Origin of the sequence: Gordonia sp. (in: high G+C Gram-positive bacteria), from assembly GCF_047600385.1 — a bacterium.
In the GTDB taxonomy this organism is placed as follows: domain Bacteria; phylum Actinomycetota; class Actinomycetes; order Mycobacteriales; family Mycobacteriaceae; genus Gordonia.
Window position 1 is genome coordinate 2,281,726 of the sequence record NZ_JASGKZ010000001.1, and the last position, 19,221, is coordinate 2,300,946.

The window sequence follows — 19,221 nt, forward strand, 5'->3', positions numbered from 1 at the left end:
GTTCGCGCGGGCCGACCCTTCAGGTCCGCGCGGCGGCGCGGACGGCGGTCTCCGGTCCGGACCCCAGCGCGACGGCTTCGCGCAGGTCATCGGGGGTATCGACGTCGCATTGCAGGTCCGGCCAGCGGTGCCCGGCGGGATCGAGTTCGACGGCCCCGGCGGCCCGGTGCGCGGCGGCCGAGTCGGGCCCGAAGGCGGGCGCGAACCCGCGGCTCGACGACGTCGAGAGCAACGCGGTGCCGGTGCCGTGCCGGTCGGCGACGAAGGCGGCCCGGTGGCGACCGGCCCGGTGCACGGCGTCGGCGAACGAGTCCGGGGTCAGTGCGGGCAGATCGGCCTGCAGGTAGACGATGCGGTGGTCCGGCGGGGCCGCGGCGGCACCCAGCCGGAAGGCGGCGTTGAGGCCGCGGGTGTCGGGCCGCTCGTCGAGGGCGAGCACCGGCCGCCGGGGCCGGGCCAGCGCCTCGGCGCGCCGCCGGACCAGGGGATCGGGACTCACGACGACGATGCGGTGCGCCCCGGCCGCCTGCACCGCCCGGACGGTGTCGGCGAACATGGCTTCGACGAGGGCGGCGCGGGCATCGGAGGAGGGGAACCGCGGGGCGAGTCGGCTCTTGGCGCGGTGCAGCTCCTTGAGCGCGAGCACCACCGTCACCTCGTCGGACATACCGACCATGGTGCACGGCCGTCCGCGCACGGTGGTGGCGGGGCCCGATTCGGGCCGCGCGGCGACGACGGGCCACTAGTCTGAGAGGTCAGGTGATCGACGGTCGTGGAGAGGGAGTGGTCTTCAGTGCGGGCAGTAGTGATGGGATCGGGTTCGTGGGGGACGGCGGTCGCCAAGATCCTGGTCGACGCGGGCAACGACGTGACGATGTGGGCGCGCAGACCCGAACTCGCCGAGCAGATCACCACCGCTCACGAGAACTCCGACTATCTCGCCGGGATCCGGCTGCCCGATGCGCTGAAGGCGGTCTCGTCGGTGCCGGAGGCGCTCGCCGGCGCCGAACTCGTCGTGTGCGCCGTGCCGTCGCAGTCGCTGCGCGCGAACCTGGAGCAGTGGCGTGAGCACCTGCCCGCCGACGCCGTGCTGCTGTCGCTCGCCAAGGGCGTCGAGGTGACCACGGGGGAGCGGATGAGTCAGGTGATCAAGGAGGTCACCGGTTTCCCGGAGGCGCAGATCGCGGTGCTCTCGGGCCCCAACCTGGCCCGGGAGATCGCCGAGGAGCAGCCCGCGGCCACCGTGATCGCGTGCAGCGACGAGGAGGTCGCCACCCGGATCCAGGCGGCGTTCGCCGCGGGATACTTCCGGCCGTACACCAACACCGACGTGGTCGGCACCGAGATCGGCGGCGCGGCCAAGAACGTCATCGCGCTGGCGTGCGGCATGGCCGCGGGCCTGGGCTTCGGCGAGAACACCCTGGCGACCCTGATCACGCGCGGTCTGGCCGAGACCATCCGGCTGGGCATGGCGCTGGGCGCGGACATCACGACGCTCGCGGGTCTGGCCGGGATCGGCGACCTGGTCGCCACCTGCTCGTCGCCGCTCTCCCGCAACCGCACGTTCGGGGCCCGGCTCGGCGAGGGCAAGAGCCTGGAGGAGGCGCAGGCCGCGACCAACGGCCAGGTGGCCGAGGGGGTCAAGAGCTGCCGTTCGGTCCGTGCGCTCGCCCATCGGTACGGTGTCGAGATGCCGCTCACCGAGGCGGTCTACCAGGTGTGTCACGAGGGCATGGCGGTCGGCGACATGGTGGGCATGCTGCTGGGCCGCACCACCAAACCGGAGGTCTACGGCGCCGTCGAGGCCGACCAGACCGATCCGGCGCGCTGACCGGCCGCCGCCGGTACCCGGACCGCCCGGGAACACCGCTCCGCGGACGGCTGGACGCCGCAGCCCCGGTGAGACCGTGATCTCACCGGGGCTGCGGCATCTGCTGCGGGATCGTCAGAGCCGGATCGGCTCAGCGCTCCGTGGCGTCAGCGGCTGGGGCGCTCGTTGCGGGGCTTCTTCGAATCCCAGCGGACGTCGCCGTTGTTGATGAGGTTGTCGCCCGGGTTACCGGTCGCGTAGCCGGCGATCGACCACGGGCCGTTGCAGCCGGGGACCACGTGCCAGGTCTTCACCATCTCGCCCGGACGCAGCGCGTTGGCGGTGCGCACACCGGTGTGCGAGTAGTAGCGCATGCCGCCGACGGTGCTCGGACGGGTCTCCTGGTCGGGGCGCAGACGCGGGATGCCGTGCTGGGGGCCGTCGACCTCGGCGATACGGATGTTGCGGACCGTCGCACCGCCGACGTTCGTCACGTAGATGATGCGGTCGGTGGCGGGCCGGTCGTGGCTGACGACGCACTTGGCATCGACGGTGACGCGCAGGTCGCCCGGAGCCGCCTCGGCGGTACCGGCGGCCATGGTGGTCAGGCCTGCCGCGACGATTCCGGCGGATGCGGCCATGGACGCCGCCCTGGTCATGATCTTCTTCATTTCGCCCCTCAGGTGTCGTGCACTCGGTCGATCGGCCACTGTGTGGTCGCCGACTCCACCGAAAGCGCGGGTGCCGTGGCACCCATAGATGATTCCGGCCGTACTCTAGCGGCTCCGGCCCGAATCCGCCTTCCCGCACCCCCGTTCGTGTTTCCCGAATCGGGCATAGAGTGCAGGGGATTCCGGTCGACGGCGGAGGGGCGGACGTGGTCGTCGTATCGGTCGACGTCGTGCCGCGGCGAGAGGTCAGATCTCGCGAAATCCGTTCTCGCTGAACGACTGCCAGCCACGGAGCGCTCCGGCGGGGGTGCCGTCGACGGTGGCGTGACCCGCGCCGTAAGTCTGCTTCGACGCGTCGTCTATCGTTCTGTGACCAATTTCTTCGGAGAATCTCAGTTCGGCTCGGTGTGTCGTCTGAGACACGGCGTGTCGCGAGGCCTCCGACGAGGGCGACATGAAGCCGGGCTTGAGACATGTGCCGATCTCGATCCAGCCGTCGGGAACCCGGCCCGGCGGGAACGCTCCCAGCAACTGGTGGTCCTCGCCTCCGGTGAGCGCCCAGCGGATCGGATCGACACCGAGCACGCGCGCGGCGTCGTCGAGCAGCGGGGGCCGCGGCACCGCCTCCGAGACGACGTCGACGACGAGCCCGGAGGCGCCCGCCATGGTGATGATCTCCTCGACCAGGCCGTCGGAGACGTCGGTCATCGCGTGGGCGCCCGCCTCGGCGGCGCGCGGCCCCTGGCTCAGGTCGGGCCGGGGCAGCCGGTAGTCCGCGACGAGGTCCGCGAAGCGTTCCGTCAGCGCGGGGTCGGCGCCGTCCTCGACGGCGCAGAGCACGGCGAGCCCGGCGGCGGCACCGCCCAGCGGCCCGCTCACGGCCAGGACGTCGCCGTCCCGGGCCCCGGCGAGCGTGACCGGCGCGCGGCCGCCGAGCGATCCGAGCGAGGTGACCGTCAGGATCACCGTCGGCGACGAGACCAGATCGCCGCCGAGCACGCGGCCGCCGAGTCGATGCGTCTGCTCGACGATCCCCTCGTCGAGGGCGAGGAGCCGGTCGACCGGGGTGTGCGGCGGACAGCCCAGCGAGACGACCACGCCGTCCAGGACACCGCCCATCGCCGCGATGTCGGCGGCGCTCTGCACCACCGCGCGCGCCCCGATCTGCTCGGGCGTGGACCAGTCGAACCGGAAATGCCGCCCGTCGACGGCGGTGTCGGTGCTGACCACCACCGCGCCGTCGCCGGCCACCACGGCGGCGTCGTCGCCCGAGCCGATCACCACCTCCCGGGAGGCGGCGTCGTGCGTTCCGTCCCCGAGGGGCGTCCGGTCCGCGGGCGTCCTGCGGTGCGCGGCGGCGGTGAACATGGCGATCAGGGCGCGTTCGCCGACGTCACCGACGGTGCGCTCGTCGACCGATACGGGCTGGGGCCTGCGAACCTGCTGCACGCCGCCGACACTACGCTGGAGCCATGACCGACGAGAGCGCGCCGGGCGGCGACGAACCAGGGAAGACCGACGACGCCACCGGCCCGGCCTCCCGCGGCCGGACCGGACTCAGCCCCGCGTTGATCGCGACGCTCGTGACCGTTCCGGTCATGGTGCTCACCGCTTTCCTCGTGTTCGCCGTGCTCAAGAACAACCGGGTGCCCGAGTCGCCGATCCGGAGCTACCCGGCCTCGTCGGAGAAGGCCGAGACCGATCGGTGCGCGGCGTTCATCGAGAAGCTGCCCGCGTCGTTCGGCGACTACCGGGACAAGGAGGTGGACGGGAACCTGGTCCGGTGGACCTTCCCGGACGCGTCGTCGAACGAGCCGCTGGAACTGCGCTGCGGCGTCGCCCGGCCGGAGGGGCTGGCACCCACCAGCTCGTTGCAGGTGGTCAACGCGGTGCAGTGGTTCATCACCGACACCGACGAGACGCGGGGACAGGCGTACGTGCTGGTGGACCGTCGTCCGTACCTCGCGATGTGGGTGCCCGCCGAGGCGGGCAACGCGCCGCTGACGGACGTCTCCGATCTCGCGGCGGACCTGCCGTCGGCGCCGCTGGACTTCGGCGGCCGCTGAGCGTCGTGACCTTCGGGTCGTACCGCTCCGCCGATCCCGTGCTGCCGATTCCCGACCCCGTGCCGTCGATCCCCGACCCCGCGATGCCGACCTCCGACTCCGCGATGCCGATTCTCGAGCCCGCGATGCCGATCCCTGAGCCTGTCGAAGGGTCGTCGATGGTTAGATCGATCCATGGCGGTCTATGCACTCGGCGATCGTGAGCCGACCCTCGGCGAGGACGTGTACATCCATCCCGACGCGACGGTGATCGGAGCGGTCACCCTGGGCGACGGCGTCTCGGTGTGGCCCGGCGCGGTGCTCCGCGGCGACTACGGCACCATCACCGTCGGCGCGCGCACCAACATCCAGGACGGCACGGTGATCCACTGCACGTTCACCGAGCCGACGGTGCTCGGCGCGGGCTGCGTGGTGGGGCACAACGCGCACATCGAGGGCGCGGAGATCGGCGACGACTGCCTGATCGCCTCCGGTTCGGTGGTGCTCAACGGCTCGACGATCGGTGCCGGCTCGGTGGTCGGCGCGGGGGCGGTGGTGCCGTACAAGTCGACGATCCCGCCCCGGTCGATGGCGGTGGGCGTGCCGGCGAAGGTGCGTGAGGGCGTCGAGGTGCCCGAGGGACACCTCGACGGCAACACCGAGCTGTACTTCCAGAACGGCCGCTTCTACGCGGAGAACCTGAGGAGGATCGACTGATGGCACGACCGCTCGCCGAACTGATCGATCCCGGATGGGCGCGGGTGCTGGCTCCGGTGGAGGAGCAGATCGCCGCGATGGGCGACTTCCTCCGCGCCGAGAACGCCGCGGGCCGCGGCTACCTCCCGGCGGGGAAGAACGTCCTGCGCGCGTTCACCCAGCCCTTCGACGACGTGCGCGTGCTGATCGTCGGACAGGACCCGTATCCGACACCCGGGCACGCCGTGGGCCTGAGCTTCTCGGTGGCGCCGGAGGTGTCGCCGATCCCGCGGTCGCTCCAGAACATCTATCAGGAGTACTGCGAAGACCTCGGGTACCCGCGTCCGTCGAACGGGGATCTGACGCCGTGGGCGCAGCAGGGCGTGCTCCTGCTCAACAAGGTGCTCACCGTGCAGCCCGGCGAACCCGCCTCGCACCGAGGCAAGGGGTGGGAGATCGTCACCGAGTGCGCGATCCGGGCGCTCGCCGACCGGGACGAGCCGATGGTCGCGATCCTCTGGGGCAACGACGCCCGCAGGTCCGCGCAGTGGCTGCCGGACGTGCCGACCATCGAGTCGGCGCATCCCTCGCCGCTCTCGGCCTCGCGCGGCTTCTTCGGCTCCCGGCCGTTCTCCCGGGCCAACGAGGAACTGCTCGACCTCGGCGGCGACCCGGTGGACTGGCGCCTGCCCTGATCGATTCGGGGCGCCCGAGTCAGCCGCGGGCGGCGCGGAAGTCCGGGGTGCGCTTCTCGACGAACGCGTTCACGCCCTCGATGCCTTCCGGGCTCGCCGCCAGCGTGGAGATGCTCTCGGCCTCGATGTGCAACTGGTCGTGCAGCGGGTTCGACCACGAGTCGAAGAGCAGTCGCCGGATCGCGGCGTAGGAGCCGTGCGGGCCCGCGGCCAGGTCGACGGCGATCTCCCGTGCACGGGACTCGACCCGGTCGTCGTCGACCAGTTCGCTCAGCAGCGACAGCCGGAGCGCGGTGTCGGCGTCGAGCACCTCGTCGCCCATCAGGATGGTGCGGGCCCGGCCGAGGCCGACGATCCTCGGGAGGATCCACGACATGCCGCCGTCCGGGGAGAGCCCGATGCCCGGGTAGGCGGACCGCATCCTGGTGGAGGGTCCGCCGACGGAGAAGTCGGCGTGCAGGGCGACGGACATGCCCGCGCCCGCCGCCCAGCCCCGGACCGCGGCGACGGTCGGCAGCCGGGTGGCGTAGAGGTCCGAGAGCAGCCCGTGGAGGTCGTGGGCGAGGCCGCGGAGATACGCCTTGCGGTCGTCGGCGGAATGGAAGCTCTTCACGTTGCCGCCCGCGCAGAAGTTGTCGCCCCGGCCGGTGAGCAGGACGGCGCCGGCCCGGAGGCGTCCACGCAGCACCGCCTGCAAGGCCTCGCGGCCGGCGAGCACGGCATCGCGGTCGAGGGCGTTTCCCGCACCGGCGAGGGAGACGGGGACTTCCAGGACGCCGTCGTCGTGGAGGACGGTGAGTTCATTGATCATGGAGCCCAGCTTAGGGGCCCGATCGCGGCTTCGGAGAGGGGCCGGGATCCCGGCCGCGCATCGTCGCCGACGGGAGCGAACCGGTGGGAAGACGACGAGAAGTCGCTCGACCGGAACGGTCGAGCGACTTCTCGTACTCGTCTTGCGGAAGAGCGTTTCGGCTCAGACCAGGGTGGTCTTGCCTGCCTTCAAGCACGAGGTGCACACGTTCTTGCGCTTGCGGTTGCCCGGGGCCACCTCGACGCGAACCGACTGAATGTTCGGGTTCCAGCGACGGTTGGTGCGACGGTGCGAGTGCGAAACCGACTTGCCGAAGCCGGGGCCCTTGCCGCAGAGGTCACAAACGGCAGCCATGTCGAACTCCCTTTGGTTGAAGATGATGGATTACTCACCTGCCGGGCGAGTGGCATAGGGATATGCGCACACGGGCAGGCAACCCGAACAGATTAACCGGATCCCGCCCCGGCTGACAAATCGTGTCGACCTGTGGGCACCGGACCCGGATTGTCGGTGGGTCCGCGTAATCTCGGACTCGATATCCGAGAGAGCGGCACGACGGCTCTCGAGCAGCCGCGCACCAGGGCGGTCGGGGCAGAAGGGGGTCGTCGGAAGTGGAGGCGAGCGGGGCGCGGCCGGACGCGGCACAGTCGTCCGGGGCGAGTGCACCGGTCAGTCCCGGACTGATCCGGGACTGGGCGCACGCGTGCGCCCGGGGCCTGGCGGAGCAGCGCGGCGAGATCAACGACCTCAACGTCTTCCCGATCCCGGATGCCGACACCGGCAGCAACATGGCCTTCACCATGGCCGGGGCCGCAGAGGCGCTCGACGCCCTGCCCGACGACGCGGCGCTGCCGCTGGTGACGCGCACCCTGGCCGATGCCGCGGTGGCCAACGCGCGCGGCAACTCCGGGATCATCCTGTCGCAGATCCTGGTGGGTCTGGCCGATGCCGCCGATCTGGCCGCGGCCGACGACGACCTCGGTTTCAACAGGCTCGCCGCGAACGGGTTGCGGCTGGCCTCGCTGTCGGCGCAGCGCGCGGTGAGCATCCCCCGCGAGGGCACGGTGCTGACCGTGCTCCGGGTGGCCGCGGACACCGCCGCGCGCGAGGTCGGCGGCTCGCCGGCCGACATGGTGCGGGCCACCGCGGACGAGGCCGCCGTGGCCCTGGAGGCCACCACCGAGCAGATGATCGAGTTGGCGAACGCGGGCGTCGTCGACGCCGGGGCCCGCGGTTTCCTGGTGATGCTCGACGCGATGGTGTTCGTGGTGACGGGGGTGGCCAATCGCCGTCGTACCTATCGCGGATCGATGACCGACACCGGGCACCTCGGCGGAGAGTGCTCGGGATCCGGCGACACCGCATTCGAGGTGATGTACCTGCTGGTGGCCGACGGCACCCGGATCGGTGCGCTGCGCGAGGAACTGGGGGAGCTCGGCGACTCGGTGGTGATCGTCGGCGACAGCTCGACCGCGGCCGAACAGTTCTCGGTCCACGTGCACACCGACGTGCCGGGCGAGGCGGTGGAGGCCGGGCTGCGCCTCGGCGAGGTGCGCGACATCCGGATCAGCTGCTTCCTGCTCGACGAGGCACGCAGGAACCCCGGCGCCAACGAGCCGCCGCCGCGGCACCGGCGCGCGGTCCTGGTGCTGGCGCAGGGCGACGGCGCCGAGCAGCTGTTCGCCGACGCCGGCGCCTCGGTGGTCCGGACCGACGCGGGCATCGATCCGGCGACGGTGGCCGCGGCGATCGTCGCCGCCGACAGCGCCCACACCGTCGTGATGGGCAACGGGCAGATCGCGTCGGCCGACCTGGTCTCGGTGGGCGCGGACGCGCGGTCGGCCAAGCGTTCGCTGGTGTTCATCCCGACGCTCTCGATGGTGCAGTGCCTGGCGGCGCTGGCGGTGCACGAGCCCGCCGAATCGCCGGACGTCGACGCCTTCGCGATGGCCGAGGCGGCGGCCGCCACGCGCTGGGGTTCGCTGCAACGGTCGACGACGAAGATGATGACGCTGGTCGGCACGTGCGAGGTCGGCGACACCCTCGGTCTGATCGGCTCGGACGTCCTGGTGATCGCCGGCGGCCATGGCGAGGCCGCGACCCGGTTGATCGACCTGATGCTCGGCACCGGCGGCGAACTGGTGACGATCCTGGTGGGACGCGATCTCGACGACGCCGCACGGACCCGCATCGAAGAACACGTGCATCGCGAACACCCGGGCATCGAGCTGGCGATGTACGACGCCGGGCACACCGGCCAGCTGCTGCAGATCGGCGTCGAGTGACCCATGACGGACGACCCCATGACGAATGACGACGCGCCGCAGGAACCGGGCATGGCGACCGAGCTCGCCGCGACCTCGATCGACCCGAAACTGGTCGCGAAACTCGCCGACCTGGAACTGGTGACCGTCGGCGAACTGCTGCGGTACGCGCCGCGGCGGTACCTGGCCCGCGGTGACACCGCCGACCACGAACTGCCCGAGGCCGGGAGCTGGGTGAACGTCGTGGGACATGTCACGCGGGCCGAGATGATCCCGATGAAACGCAAGCCCGGCAGCTTCCTGAAAGTGGTCGTGAACGACGGCAGGCGCACCTACGAGGTGAGCTTCTTCAACGCGCGCTGGATGAAGAAACGGCTGCTGCCGGGGACCCGTCTGGCACTGGCCGGCACGGTGAAGTACTTCCGCAACCAGATCCAGCTCTCGCACCCGGAGTGGCTGATCCTCCCCGAGGCCACCGACGACCACATACTGGGCACCTCGATGCTCGCCGAGATGTACTCCGAGCAGATCGAACAGGATCCGGCGGGTCGGGACCCCGCCGATCGGGACGCCGAGCACGTCGCCTCGGCCGAGGACATGGACCACTTCTCCCGCGACATCGTCCCGATGTACCCGGCCACCAAGGACGTCCAGACCTGGGAGATCTGGCGCGCGATCCGCACGGTCCTCGCCGATCTGATGCCCGTCGCCGACGCGCTCACCGAACGGCAGCGGACCGCGCGGGGACTGATGACGAGTGACGAGGCGATCCACAAGATCCACCTGCCCGAGACCCAGAACGACATCCTCGAGGCGAAGGAACGGCTGAAGTTCGACGAGGCCCTGGCCGTGCAGACGGTGCTGGCCCAGAGCCGGGTCGCCGCCGGGACCGAGTCGGCGCACGAGTGCCCGCACGTGCCCGGGGGGCTGGAGGACCGGCTGCTGGCGACGCTGCCCTTCGAACTGACCGACGGCCAGCGGGCGGTGGTGGCCGAGATCGGCGACGACGTCGCCCGGGCCCACCCGATGAACCGGCTCCTGCAGGGAGAGGTCGGTTCCGGCAAGACGCTGGTCTCGCTGCTGACGATGCTGCGCGTGGTGGACAACGGGCACCAGTGCGCCATCCTGGCGCCGACCGAGGTGCTCGCCGCGCAGCACCACCGGACCGTGCTGACCATGCTCGGCGACCTGGCCCGCGGCGGCGAACTCGGCGCCGCCGACGGCGCGACGCAGGTGGCGCTGCTGACCGGTTCGCAGAAGACCGCCGAACGGAAGCGGAACCTGCTCGACATCGTGACCGGCCAGGCCGGGATCGTGATCGGCACCCACGCGCTCCTCGAAGACCACGTCGAATTCTTCGATCTGGGCATGGTCGTGGTGGACGAGCAGCACCGCTTCGGCGTCGAACAGCGTGACACGCTGCGCGCGAAGGGACGGATCCATCGGCCGCACTTCCTGGTGATGACGGCGACGCCGATCCCGCGGACCGTCGCGATGATCACCTTCGGCGACCTGGAGACGTCGACGATGACCGAACTCCCGCGCGGTCGGCAGCCGATCACCACCACGGTGGTGCCGATGGAGAAATTGAACTGGGTCGACCGGGTGTGGGAGCGCGCCGAAGAGGAGATCGCGCAGGGCCGGCAGGTGTACGTGGTGTGCACGCGGATCGGCGACGAGAAGTCGAACATCGCGGCTGAGGAGGTCTCGGTGCTGGACCAGTGGAAGCATCTGACCACGCGGGGACCGCTGGTGGACCGCTCGATCGAGTACCTGCACGGGCGGATGCCGGCCGAGGAGAAGAACGACGTCATGGACCGGTTCACCCGCGGTGAGGTGGACGTCCTGGTGTCCACCACGGTGATCGAGGTGGGCGTGGACGTCCCCAACGCCACGACGATGGTGATCGTGAACGCCGAACGGTTCGGGGTGAGCCAGCTGCATCAGCTGCGCGGTCGTGTCGGTCGCGGGCGGCACGCCGGACTGTGCCTGCTGATGACCAAGGCCAAGGAGGGGACCGGTTCGCGGGCGCGGCTGGATGCCGTCGCCGCCTCGAACGACGGCTTCGAACTGGCGCGGATCGACCTGGAGGCCCGTCGTGAGGGCGACGTGCTCGGATCGCTGCAGTCGGGCGGCAAGTCGTCGCTGCACTTTCTGAGCCTGCTCGACGACGCCGACATCATCACCGACGCGCGGGAGCTGGCCACCGAGATCGTGGAGGAGGATCTCCCGCTGGACCGGCATCCCGAACTCGCGGAACTGGTCGATTCGATCCTGCTCCCGTCGAAGCTCGGATACCTGGAGAAGACCTGACTCGGTTTCGGCGTCTCTCCGCCGACGGAGTCGGGCGACCGGCTCTCCTCGCCGCTCGGACAGCGCCCCTCGTCGGTCGGGTTCTCTCCCCGGTCGAGTCCTCCTCGCTGGTCGAGTGGTTCTCTCCCCGATCGGGTTCTCTTCGCCGGTCGAGTGGTTCTCTTCAGCGGTCGGGTTCTCTTCGCCGGTCAAGCGGTTCTCTTCGTTGGTCGAGTTCTCTTCGTTGGTCGAGCGGAGTCGAGACCACCGTCGGACCACCGAGGCGATCTCGACTCCGCTCGATCTCGACTCCGCTCGATCACCGAAGGAGCTCGATCACCGCGGGGTGCTCGATCGCCGAGTGCCGCTTCCTCACCGAGGGAACCGGATGCCCACCCGCTGCGTCTAATCCTGTGGGGGACACATGGGATTACGACGCGAGATCGAACTGCGGATCCGGACCGTGCGGCACACGCGGCCGGACGGCCGGATCCGGCTCACCGGGCGACACTGGTCGGCGTTGCTCGGTTTCGCCGCGACCGCGGTGATCACCGCGGCCGGGATCGGGTGGCGCGACACGGCGCCGCCGTCGATCGACCTGGCGCGCGTGACGGCGGCGCGGGCCGCGCTGGGGGCGCTGGTCGTCGTCGAACATCGGCTGCCGCGGAGTGTCGAGTATCGGCGGGAGGCGTTCGGTCCGGCGTGGTCGGACGCGGCCGGGGTGGGGGAGGCGGGCAACGGCTGCGACACCCGCAACGACGTCCTCGCCCGAGATCTGGCGGTCGTGAAGTCGACGACCGCGGCGACCTGCTCCGCGGCCGTCGCGAGCGGACGGTTCCGCAGCCCGTACACGGGCCGGGAGATCGTGTTCACCCGCGGTCGCGGGTCCACGGCGGTGCACATCGACCACATCGTGCCGCTGTCGTACGCGTGGGACATGGGCGCCTCGGCGTGGTCGCCGCCGGTGCGGCTGGCGTTCGCGAACGACCCGGCCAATCTGGTCGCTGTGGACGCGGCGAGCAATCAGACCAAGTCGGATCTGGAACCGGGACGCTGGATGCCGGAACTGCGCGGGTTCTGGTGCCAGTACGCGATCGCCTTCGTGACGGTGTCGGCCGCCTATGCGCTCCCGGTGGACGTGCGGTCCCGGGCAGTCCTGTCCGAGGCGCTCGAGGACTGTCCGCGCGCCGGTCCCTGACCGGGCGGCACGGGGGACGACGTCACCGCGGCGGATACGTCGGATACCCCTGCCCGGGCTGCGGCGGGTACGGCTGCCCGGGGTACGACTGCCCCGGGTGGGGCGGCGGTGGCGGCGGGTTCTTGGTCCGGTTGGCGCCGATGATCCACAGAACGATGCCGATGATGAGCATCAGGGAGCCCAGACCGACGCCGAAGAAGAGAAGGAAGATCCCGCCGACACCGCTCGCGATCCCGCCGACGCTGATCTCCGGTCCGGCGACCACCCCCGACAGGCTGCACGTGATGGTGTAGCTGCCCGACTGGGTGAACGTCACGTTCAGGAACGGCCGGAGGGTGACGTCGTTGTAGGTGTACTCCGCGGATCCCGGTGAGGTGGTCTTCGGCTGGGCGGGACCGTCGAACGTGCACGACGGCGTCGACCCGACGCCGTAACCCTCGCGGTAGAGCACCAGCGTCTCGCCTGCGGCGGCGGTGTACGCGGTCGGGCCCGAGACGACGAAGGTGTCGTCCACGAGTTCGGCCAACTTCCCGAATCCGGACACTGTCGTGACGATTCCCACGATCAGGCTGATGATCCCGATCGCCAGTCCGGTGAAGGTGAGCCACTTGCCTGCGGTCTTCATCCGTCAATCTTGGCCTGTTCGGCGGCCGTCGGCCAGAGGCGTGGTCCCCGGTATGCGGTTGGTCGAGCGCTCCTGTCTCCGCACCGTGTCGTCCGCATCGTTCGCGGACCGAGCCGCTCCACGAACGGAGTGAATGCAGCGAGTCGAAGCCTCTCGCTTCGGCGCCTGGTCCTGCGGCCCTGGTGCGTCGAGTCGGACCGTCCTGTGTACGGAGTGACCGCGGCGTCGTCAGTTCTGGTGCGGGGGCGGAGGGAACGTGGGCGGACCGGGCTGTGGAAGCGGTCCGGGAGGAGTCGACTGTCCCGGATGTGCAGAGGGGTGAGGTTGTGCCGGAACGCCGCCGGGTGGCAGAGCGCCAGCAGTCGGCCCGTACCCGGTGAAGCCGGGGACCGGTGACTGCATCGGATAGCCGGGAAGAACCGGGGGAACTCCCATGACGGGCCCGGGGATGCGGTTCGCTCGCATGAGATGGTCCACCAGCCTGTCGAGGCCGTATGCCAGCCATGCGGCGACGGCGGCGGCGAGGGCGATACCGATGAGATGGGTGGCGACTTTGAATACCCAGTCGTCGAAGTAACGGTCGACGGCCGCGGTGTTGAGAAGCGACTGGATGCCGCCGGCGTTGCGGTTGAGATCGTAGATCGTCCGACCCACACCGATACCGAACGGAATCGAGACACCGATCGCGGTGGACACCCGGCGGCGTCCAAGAAGCCAAGCAGCCATGATCATGGCTGCGGTGGCGGATACTCCCACTCCGAATACGGGGAGGACGTCCTGCGCGTAGAGGGTGCCGGTCCTCCGCGTGTTGACGCAGACTCCGACGATCTCGCCGATCGGTGCCAGAAAGGCGCAGGTCTTGATCCATCCGGTGGGTGTCGGGATGTCACGTCGTCGCCCTTTGACCACCGCTGTCACGATCACCGCGTACTGGAGGAGACCCAATCCCAAAGTGATCGCCATGTTCTGGAGAATGACGTCCTGCGTCGGCGGATTGAGGATGCTTTCGATACCGCTCTGCCGCTGTGGCTTGGTGGTGAAGTACACCGCAGCGGTTCCCGCAGTCGGATAGACGAGGATCGCGGCCGTCACCCAGAAGAATCCGTGTGGTATCCGAATCGTCGGCTTCGGCATGACGATATCTGGTGGTATCCCGAACCGGCCGAATGCTCGGCGGAACCGAACTGCTTCAGTTCCCGCTACGAACGGCATCGCCAGACAGAGGAGCGCGATGGCCGTGAGCATCATCCATTCGTCAAAGGCTCTTGGGATGCTCACCCAGAAAAGTGGGAAAGCGATTGCGAAGACCGGGGTGAACTGAGTGATTGCGGTGTTCCGGAGGTCTATCCTGGCGAGGCGGATGCTCTCGGTGATCGCGAACTGGATCGGCAGGCCGAACTCTTGAACTAGAAGCGGTGCCATCCGGAGCCCGGCGTAGACGGCAAATGCGACGAACGCGGTCAGCAGTGCGACGAAGAAGGCTTCGAAAGCGCTTCTCTCCCAGTATTCTTCGAGCAGAATCGGGCTGGTGATAAAATACATCATTATGCCGATGGTGAAGGCTGCTGCGGTGACTAGAAGTGAAGCTCTGATCGTGGCTGGCCTAGGTGTCTTCGTCGGCACAGACTCATCGGCTTGTCGGACGGCTAATTGGCCACAGATGGGTGTGCCGAATGAAATTATCAGGAAAGAGAAGAATGCGGCGCGGAACTCATCGAATGCGGTGTTGTTGAAGAGTTCCATGAGTAGGCCTACGACGACGATCGGGCCGATGACGATTGCGGCCCAAATCTGCCAATTGGCGATGATGCGCTTGGCGATCTCGCCGAACGTCTTCTGTAGATCGTCGAATACTGCTTTCGGAGGTGGCGGCAGAGACGGGGCCTGCTGAGGTAGGGCGAACGGAGGACCGAAGGCGCTGGGACCAGGACCGTGAAGACCCGGGCCGGTCGGCGGCATGACGGGTGGCGGCACGATAGGAGGAGGTGTTCCGGAGGGGACACCGGGTACCTGGACAGGCGGTGGAGGAATGGCCGGAGCCGGTTCTGGAAGTGCTGTGGTGCTCACATCCTCCGCTGAAGCGTGCGGGGATGGGTTCGGCGGACGGAACACGGTCGTCGCAGATTCCTCGGGGCCGACCGGGTGATGTGCCTCAGTGGGCGAGACCGCCCGGGGATCGGGAGGTATCAGTGGCGGAGGCAGAAGGGGCTCGGACATGCGGCCGACCTTTCGTTCGTACAGGTAGGCGAGACTCTATGCGCCGTACCAGGTCGCCGGAAGCTTTGTTGAAAGCGATCCGCTGATTCGGCGGAGGATTCCTCCGAACGACGGACAGCGCCGGCTAATGCCGAAGCACCGAAGCGATGAACAGCGTGACGGTGACGGTCTCGGGTCTGTCACAGGCACGGTCTAATCTGGTCGCATGAGTGCTCCCACCACGCAGACCACCGACGCGGCCGCCGACGTGCGGGCCGTCGTCGAAGCGCAGGCACGCGCCGCGAAACAGGCGTCCCGCACGCTGGCCACGATGACCACCGCGGAGAAGAACGACGTGCTCCTGGCCGCCGCCCGGGCGATCGACGACGCCGCCGACACCGTGCTGGCGGCGAACGCCGAGGACGTCGCGCGTGCGGAGGCCGGCGGCACCGAGGCGTCGCTGATCGACCGGCTGCGGCTCACCCCTGAACGCATCGCCGGGATCACCGGCGGTCTGCGCCAGGTGGCGGCGCTGCCCGACCCGATCGGCGTGGTGGTGCAGGGCAAGACCCTCCCGAACGGCCTGGAACTGCGCCAGGTCCAGGTGCCGCTGGGGGTGGTGGGCTTCGTGTACGAGGCGCGCCCGAACGTCACCGTCGACGGCTTCGGGATCTCGTTCAAGTCGGGGAACGCGGTGCTGCTGCGCGGGTCGTCGTCGGCCGCGAGCTCCAACGCCGCACTGGTGGCGGTGCTGCGCGACGTGCTCGCCGAGAACAAGGTGAACCCCGACGCGGTGGCCCTGCTGCCCAGCGACGACCGCTCCAGCGTCACCGCCCTGATCCAGGCGCGCGGCCTGGTCGACGTGGTGATCCCGCGCGGCGGTGCGGGCCTGATCTCCACCGTCGTGGAGAACGCTAAGGTCCCGACCATCGAGACCGGCACCGGCAACTGCCACATCTACGTGCATTCGGGCGCCGACGTCGACACCGCGACCCGGGTGATCCTCAACGCCAAGACCCGCCGTCCGAGCGTCTGCAACACCGTCGAGACCGTGCTCATCGACCGCGCGATCGCCGACTCCGCGCTGGAGCCGATCACCTCGGCGCTGCGGTCGCAGGGCGTCACCGTCCACGGCGACGAGCCCGGCATGGTCCCGGCCACCGAGGACGACTGGCACCGTGAGTACCTGTCGTTGGACATCGCGCTCAAGGTGGTCGACGACCTCGACGCCGCCGTCGAGCACATCGACGCCTACGGCACCGGGCACACCGAGGCGATCATCACCGGGGAGTCCGCGGCCGCCCGCGAGTTCACCTCGCGCGTCGACGCCGCCGCGGTGATGGTGAACGCCTCCACCGCGTTCACCGACGGCGAGCAGTTCGGTTTCGGCGCCGAGATCGGGATCTCCACGCAGAAGCTGCACGCGCGCGGCCCGATGGGACTGCCCGAGCTCACCTCCACCAAGTGGATCGTGTGGGGCGACGGTCAGGTGCGTCCGGCATGAGCGGGTCTCGACAGACGCGACCGGCGGAGACGATCCAGCCGGCCTTCGCGAGCACCGACGACGTCGCCGCCCGGCTCCGGACCACGGGATACCTGGCCGACGAGGCCACCGCCACCGCGACCTACCTCGCCGACCGGCTGGGGAAGCCGCTGCTGGTCGAGGGGCCGGCAGGCGTGGGCAAGACCGAACTCGCCCGGGCGATCGCCGGCGCGACCGGCGCCGACCTGGTGCGTCTGCAGTGCTACGAGGGCATCGACGAGGCCCGGGCGCTCTACGAGTGGAACCACGCCAAGCAGATCCTCGCGATCCAGGCGGCGGGGCAGCGCGACTGGGATCAGACCAAGGACGACATCTTCTCCGAGGAGTTCCTGCTCGCGCGGCCGCTGCTCACCGCGATCTCCCGCACCGAGCCGACGGTGCTGCTGATCGACGAGATCGACAAGGCCGACGTCGACATGGAGGGCCTCCTGCTGGAGATCCTCTCGGATTTCGCGATCACCATCCCGGAGATGGGCACCGTGCAGGCGCAGCGTCGACCGATCGTGCTGCTCACCTCCAACGCGAACCGCGAACTGTCCGAGGCGCTCAAACGCCGCTGCCTGTACCTGTACATCGACTTCCCCGGCGCCGACCTGGAGAAGGAGATCCTCGCCTCCCGAGTACCGGATCTGCCGGAGAACCTCGCCGCCGAGGTGGTCCGCATCGTCGGGGTGCTGCGCAATCTGGACATCCGCAAGAAGCCGTCGGTCGCCGAGACCATCGACTGGGGCAACACCCTCCTGGCGATGGTCAACGCCGAGACCCCCGAGGAGCACGACGGTCGCGTCTCCGATTCGATGCTCAAGCGCACCCTCGGCGTCGTCCTGAAGCATCGCGCCGACGTGCTCACCGCCGTCCGCGAACTGAAGCTGGACTGACGTGGTCACCACCCCGCCCGATCCGGCGGTGCCGCCGATACAGGAACTGATCGACACCCTCACCGGGTTCGTGGAGGATCTGCGTCGGCGGGGGATCGTCGTGGGGCCGTCGAACCTGATCGACGCGGCCCGCGCGATGGAAGTCCTGGACCTGCTCGACCGGGGCAGTCTGCGGGAAGGGCTCGCCGCGACGCTGCTCTCGGACCCGCTGCACCGGGACACCTTCGACCTGTGCTTCGAACTGTGGTTCCCGCTCGGCAACACCGCCCGGGCCGGGGCGATCGCGGTGCCGCTCGACGCCGACGGCGAGCCCGACGTCCAGGCGTTGCGGCAACTGACCGCGGACGTCCTCGCCGACGAGGAGGCGATGGCCGACGGCAGGTTCGACCAGCTGGTCGCCGCGATCGTCGCCACCGTCGGCCGGTACGAGTCGGCGCGCGGCGAGAGCTATTCGGTGTACCAGGCGATGTCGCAGATCTCGCCGCAGACGCTCATCGCACGGATCGCGGCCTCGATGGCCGCCGGGATCCCCCGGGACGAGGGACGACGCGCAGGCGACGACGAGCTCAACCGTCGTGCCGCGCGGGACGCGACCGTGCGACTGCGCGCCGCCGTCGAGACCGAGGTGCAGCGGCGGATGGCCGCGTTGCGCGGTCGCGAGGAGGTGGGCGCCTACGCGGTGCCCAAACTCGCCGAACAGATCGACTTCTTCTCGGCCAACCCGCAGGACATGGCCAAACTGCGCAAGACGGTGGACCCGATCGCCCGACTGCTCGCATCGAAACTGGAGTTCCGGCGACGGCGCAACCATCGCGGTGCGGTCGACATCCGGTCGACGCTGCGTGCCTCGATGTCGACCGGCGGCGTGCCCATCGAACTACGGCACCGCAAGCCGCGGCCGGGCAAGCCGGAACTGGTCGTGATCTGCGACGTCTCCGGTTCGGTCGCCGGGTTCAGCGCGTTCACCCTGCAACTGGTGTACGCGCTGCGGCAGCAGTTCTCGCACGTGCGGGTGTTCGCGTTCATCGACACCGTCGACGAGGTGACCGACTACTTCGACCGGTCCGGGGCCGAGGACCAGTTCGGCGAGCGGATGGCGACCATGCTGCGGGAAGCCCGGATCAGCACCCGCGACGGTCACTCGGACTACGGGCACATGCTTCGCGGATTCGCCGAGAACCACCTCGATTCGCTGACGCACCGCGGGGCTCTGCTGATCCTCGGCGACGCGCGCAACAACTATGCGCTCTCCAGCGTCGACGCGCTGGAGAAGCTCCGCGAGCGGGTGCGCAACGCCTACTGGCTCAATCCCGAACGCCGCGAGAACTGGGACACCGGCGACTCGATCGCCGGGCGCTACGGCGAGGTGATCGACATGTTCGAGTGCCGCAACGCCGAGCAACTCGGTGCGGTGATCGGGAACCTGCTGCCGGTGTGAGGCATCCGGTGCGGGCGGGAGCACGCGTGTGTTCCCGAAGCGCATCTGCGTAGAGTCGC

At 69.5% G+C, this 19,221-nt stretch carries 17 protein-coding genes; 10 read left to right on the forward strand and 7 right to left on the reverse strand.

Annotated elements, in window-relative coordinates; all coding sequences use genetic code 11:
* Positions 1-19: 19 nt before the first annotated feature.
* On the reverse strand, positions 20-667 hold the full coding sequence (cofC, locus tag QM809_RS10105) for a 2-phospho-L-lactate guanylyltransferase (protein ID WP_415045647.1): 648 nt from the start codon (positions 665-667) through the stop codon (positions 20-22).
* Positions 668-793: 126 nt separating this feature from the next.
* Between cofC and QM809_RS10110 the strand changes: the two genes are divergently transcribed.
* Complete coding sequence (locus QM809_RS10110; protein ID WP_415045648.1) at positions 794-1,831, forward strand: NAD(P)H-dependent glycerol-3-phosphate dehydrogenase; 1,038 nt, start codon at positions 794-796, stop codon at positions 1,829-1,831.
* A 146-nt stretch (positions 1,832-1,977) separates the two neighbouring features.
* Here the strand turns inward: QM809_RS10110 and QM809_RS10115 are convergent, their stop codons facing one another.
* A complete protein-coding gene (locus QM809_RS10115; RefSeq protein WP_415045649.1) occupies positions 1,978-2,481 on the reverse strand; it encodes a hypothetical protein in 504 nt (167 codons plus the stop codon).
* A gap of 246 nt (positions 2,482-2,727) precedes the next feature.
* On the reverse strand, positions 2,728-3,849 hold the full coding sequence (gene thiL / locus QM809_RS10120) for a thiamine-phosphate kinase (RefSeq protein ID WP_415047054.1): 1,122 nt from the start codon (positions 3,847-3,849) through the stop codon (positions 2,728-2,730).
* Between the two features lie 104 nt (positions 3,850-3,953).
* On the opposite strand from thiL, the gene QM809_RS10125 reads away from it, so the two are divergent.
* The 3 genes from QM809_RS10125 (at position 3,954) to QM809_RS10135 (ending at position 5,917) form a co-directional block, all read left to right on the forward strand.
* Positions 3,954-4,547 carry a DUF3515 domain-containing protein gene (locus QM809_RS10125; protein ID WP_415045650.1) on the forward strand — a complete coding sequence of 198 codons (594 nt, stop codon included), beginning with the start codon at positions 3,954-3,956 and terminating at the stop codon, positions 4,545-4,547.
* A gap of 174 nt (positions 4,548-4,721) precedes the next feature.
* Positions 4,722-5,243, forward strand: a complete 522-nt coding sequence (locus QM809_RS10130) for a gamma carbonic anhydrase family protein (protein ID WP_415045651.1) — start codon at positions 4,722-4,724, stop codon at positions 5,241-5,243.
* Entirely contained in the window at positions 5,243-5,917 is a 675-nt protein-coding gene (locus tag QM809_RS10135) for a uracil-DNA glycosylase (protein WP_415045652.1), read from the forward strand. The genes QM809_RS10130 and QM809_RS10135 overlap by 1 nt, the downstream gene beginning before the upstream one ends.
* Before the next feature lie 19 nt (positions 5,918-5,936).
* Here QM809_RS10135 and QM809_RS10140 read toward each other — a convergent pair whose 3' ends face one another.
* Both QM809_RS10140 and rpmB read right to left on the reverse strand, forming a co-directional pair.
* A complete protein-coding gene (locus QM809_RS10140) occupies positions 5,937-6,728 on the reverse strand; it encodes an enoyl-CoA hydratase/isomerase family protein (RefSeq protein ID WP_415045653.1) in 792 nt (263 codons plus the stop codon).
* 162 nt (positions 6,729-6,890) lie between these two features.
* Positions 6,891-7,082 carry a 50S ribosomal protein L28 gene (gene rpmB / locus QM809_RS10145; protein WP_415045654.1) on the reverse strand — a complete coding sequence of 64 codons (192 nt, stop codon included), beginning with the start codon at positions 7,080-7,082 and terminating at the stop codon, positions 6,891-6,893.
* A gap of 257 nt (positions 7,083-7,339) precedes the next feature.
* On the opposite strand from rpmB, the gene QM809_RS10150 reads away from it, so the two are divergent.
* The 3 genes from QM809_RS10150 to QM809_RS10160 all read left to right on the forward strand — a co-directional run bounded on the left by QM809_RS10150 (position 7,340) and on the right by QM809_RS10160 (position 12,482).
* The gene (locus tag QM809_RS10150; protein WP_415045655.1) at positions 7,340-9,013 is read left to right on the forward strand and encodes a DAK2 domain-containing protein; all 1,674 of its coding nucleotides are present in this window, start codon (positions 7,340-7,342) and stop codon (positions 9,011-9,013) included.
* A gap of 18 nt (positions 9,014-9,031) precedes the next feature.
* Positions 9,032-11,305, forward strand: a complete 2,274-nt coding sequence (locus tag QM809_RS10155) for an ATP-dependent DNA helicase RecG (RefSeq protein ID WP_415045656.1) — start codon at positions 9,032-9,034, stop codon at positions 11,303-11,305.
* A gap of 403 nt (positions 11,306-11,708) precedes the next feature.
* On the forward strand, positions 11,709-12,482 hold the full coding sequence (locus QM809_RS10160) for an HNH endonuclease family protein (protein WP_415045657.1): 774 nt from the start codon (positions 11,709-11,711) through the stop codon (positions 12,480-12,482).
* Positions 12,483-12,504: 22 nt separating this feature from the next.
* On the opposite strand, the gene QM809_RS10165 is transcribed toward QM809_RS10160, so the two are convergent.
* Together QM809_RS10165 and QM809_RS10170 are read right to left on the reverse strand one after the other, a co-directional pair.
* Positions 12,505-13,107, reverse strand: a complete 603-nt coding sequence (locus QM809_RS10165) for a hypothetical protein (RefSeq protein WP_415045658.1) — start codon at positions 13,105-13,107, stop codon at positions 12,505-12,507.
* 228 nt (positions 13,108-13,335) lie between these two features.
* Positions 13,336-15,066, reverse strand: a complete 1,731-nt coding sequence (locus QM809_RS10170; RefSeq protein ID WP_415045659.1) for a hypothetical protein — start codon at positions 15,064-15,066, stop codon at positions 13,336-13,338.
* 463 nt (positions 15,067-15,529) lie between these two features.
* Here QM809_RS10170 and QM809_RS10175 point away from each other — a divergent pair, with 463 nt between their 5' ends.
* The 3 genes from QM809_RS10175 to QM809_RS10185 are packed head-to-tail and all read left to right on the forward strand — an operon-like array spanning position 15,530 to position 19,162.
* On the forward strand, positions 15,530-16,807 hold the full coding sequence (locus tag QM809_RS10175; protein WP_415045660.1) for a glutamate-5-semialdehyde dehydrogenase: 1,278 nt from the start codon (positions 15,530-15,532) through the stop codon (positions 16,805-16,807).
* Positions 16,804-17,724: an AAA family ATPase gene (locus tag QM809_RS10180; RefSeq protein ID WP_415045661.1), complete on the forward strand. Its 921-nt coding sequence runs from the start codon at positions 16,804-16,806 to the stop codon at positions 17,722-17,724. The genes QM809_RS10175 and QM809_RS10180 overlap by 4 nt, the downstream gene beginning before the upstream one ends.
* 1 nt (position 17,725) lies before the next feature.
* Positions 17,726-19,162, forward strand: a complete 1,437-nt coding sequence (locus QM809_RS10185; RefSeq protein WP_415045662.1) for a vWA domain-containing protein — start codon at positions 17,726-17,728, stop codon at positions 19,160-19,162.
* The last annotated feature ends 59 nt before the right edge of the window (positions 19,163-19,221 follow it).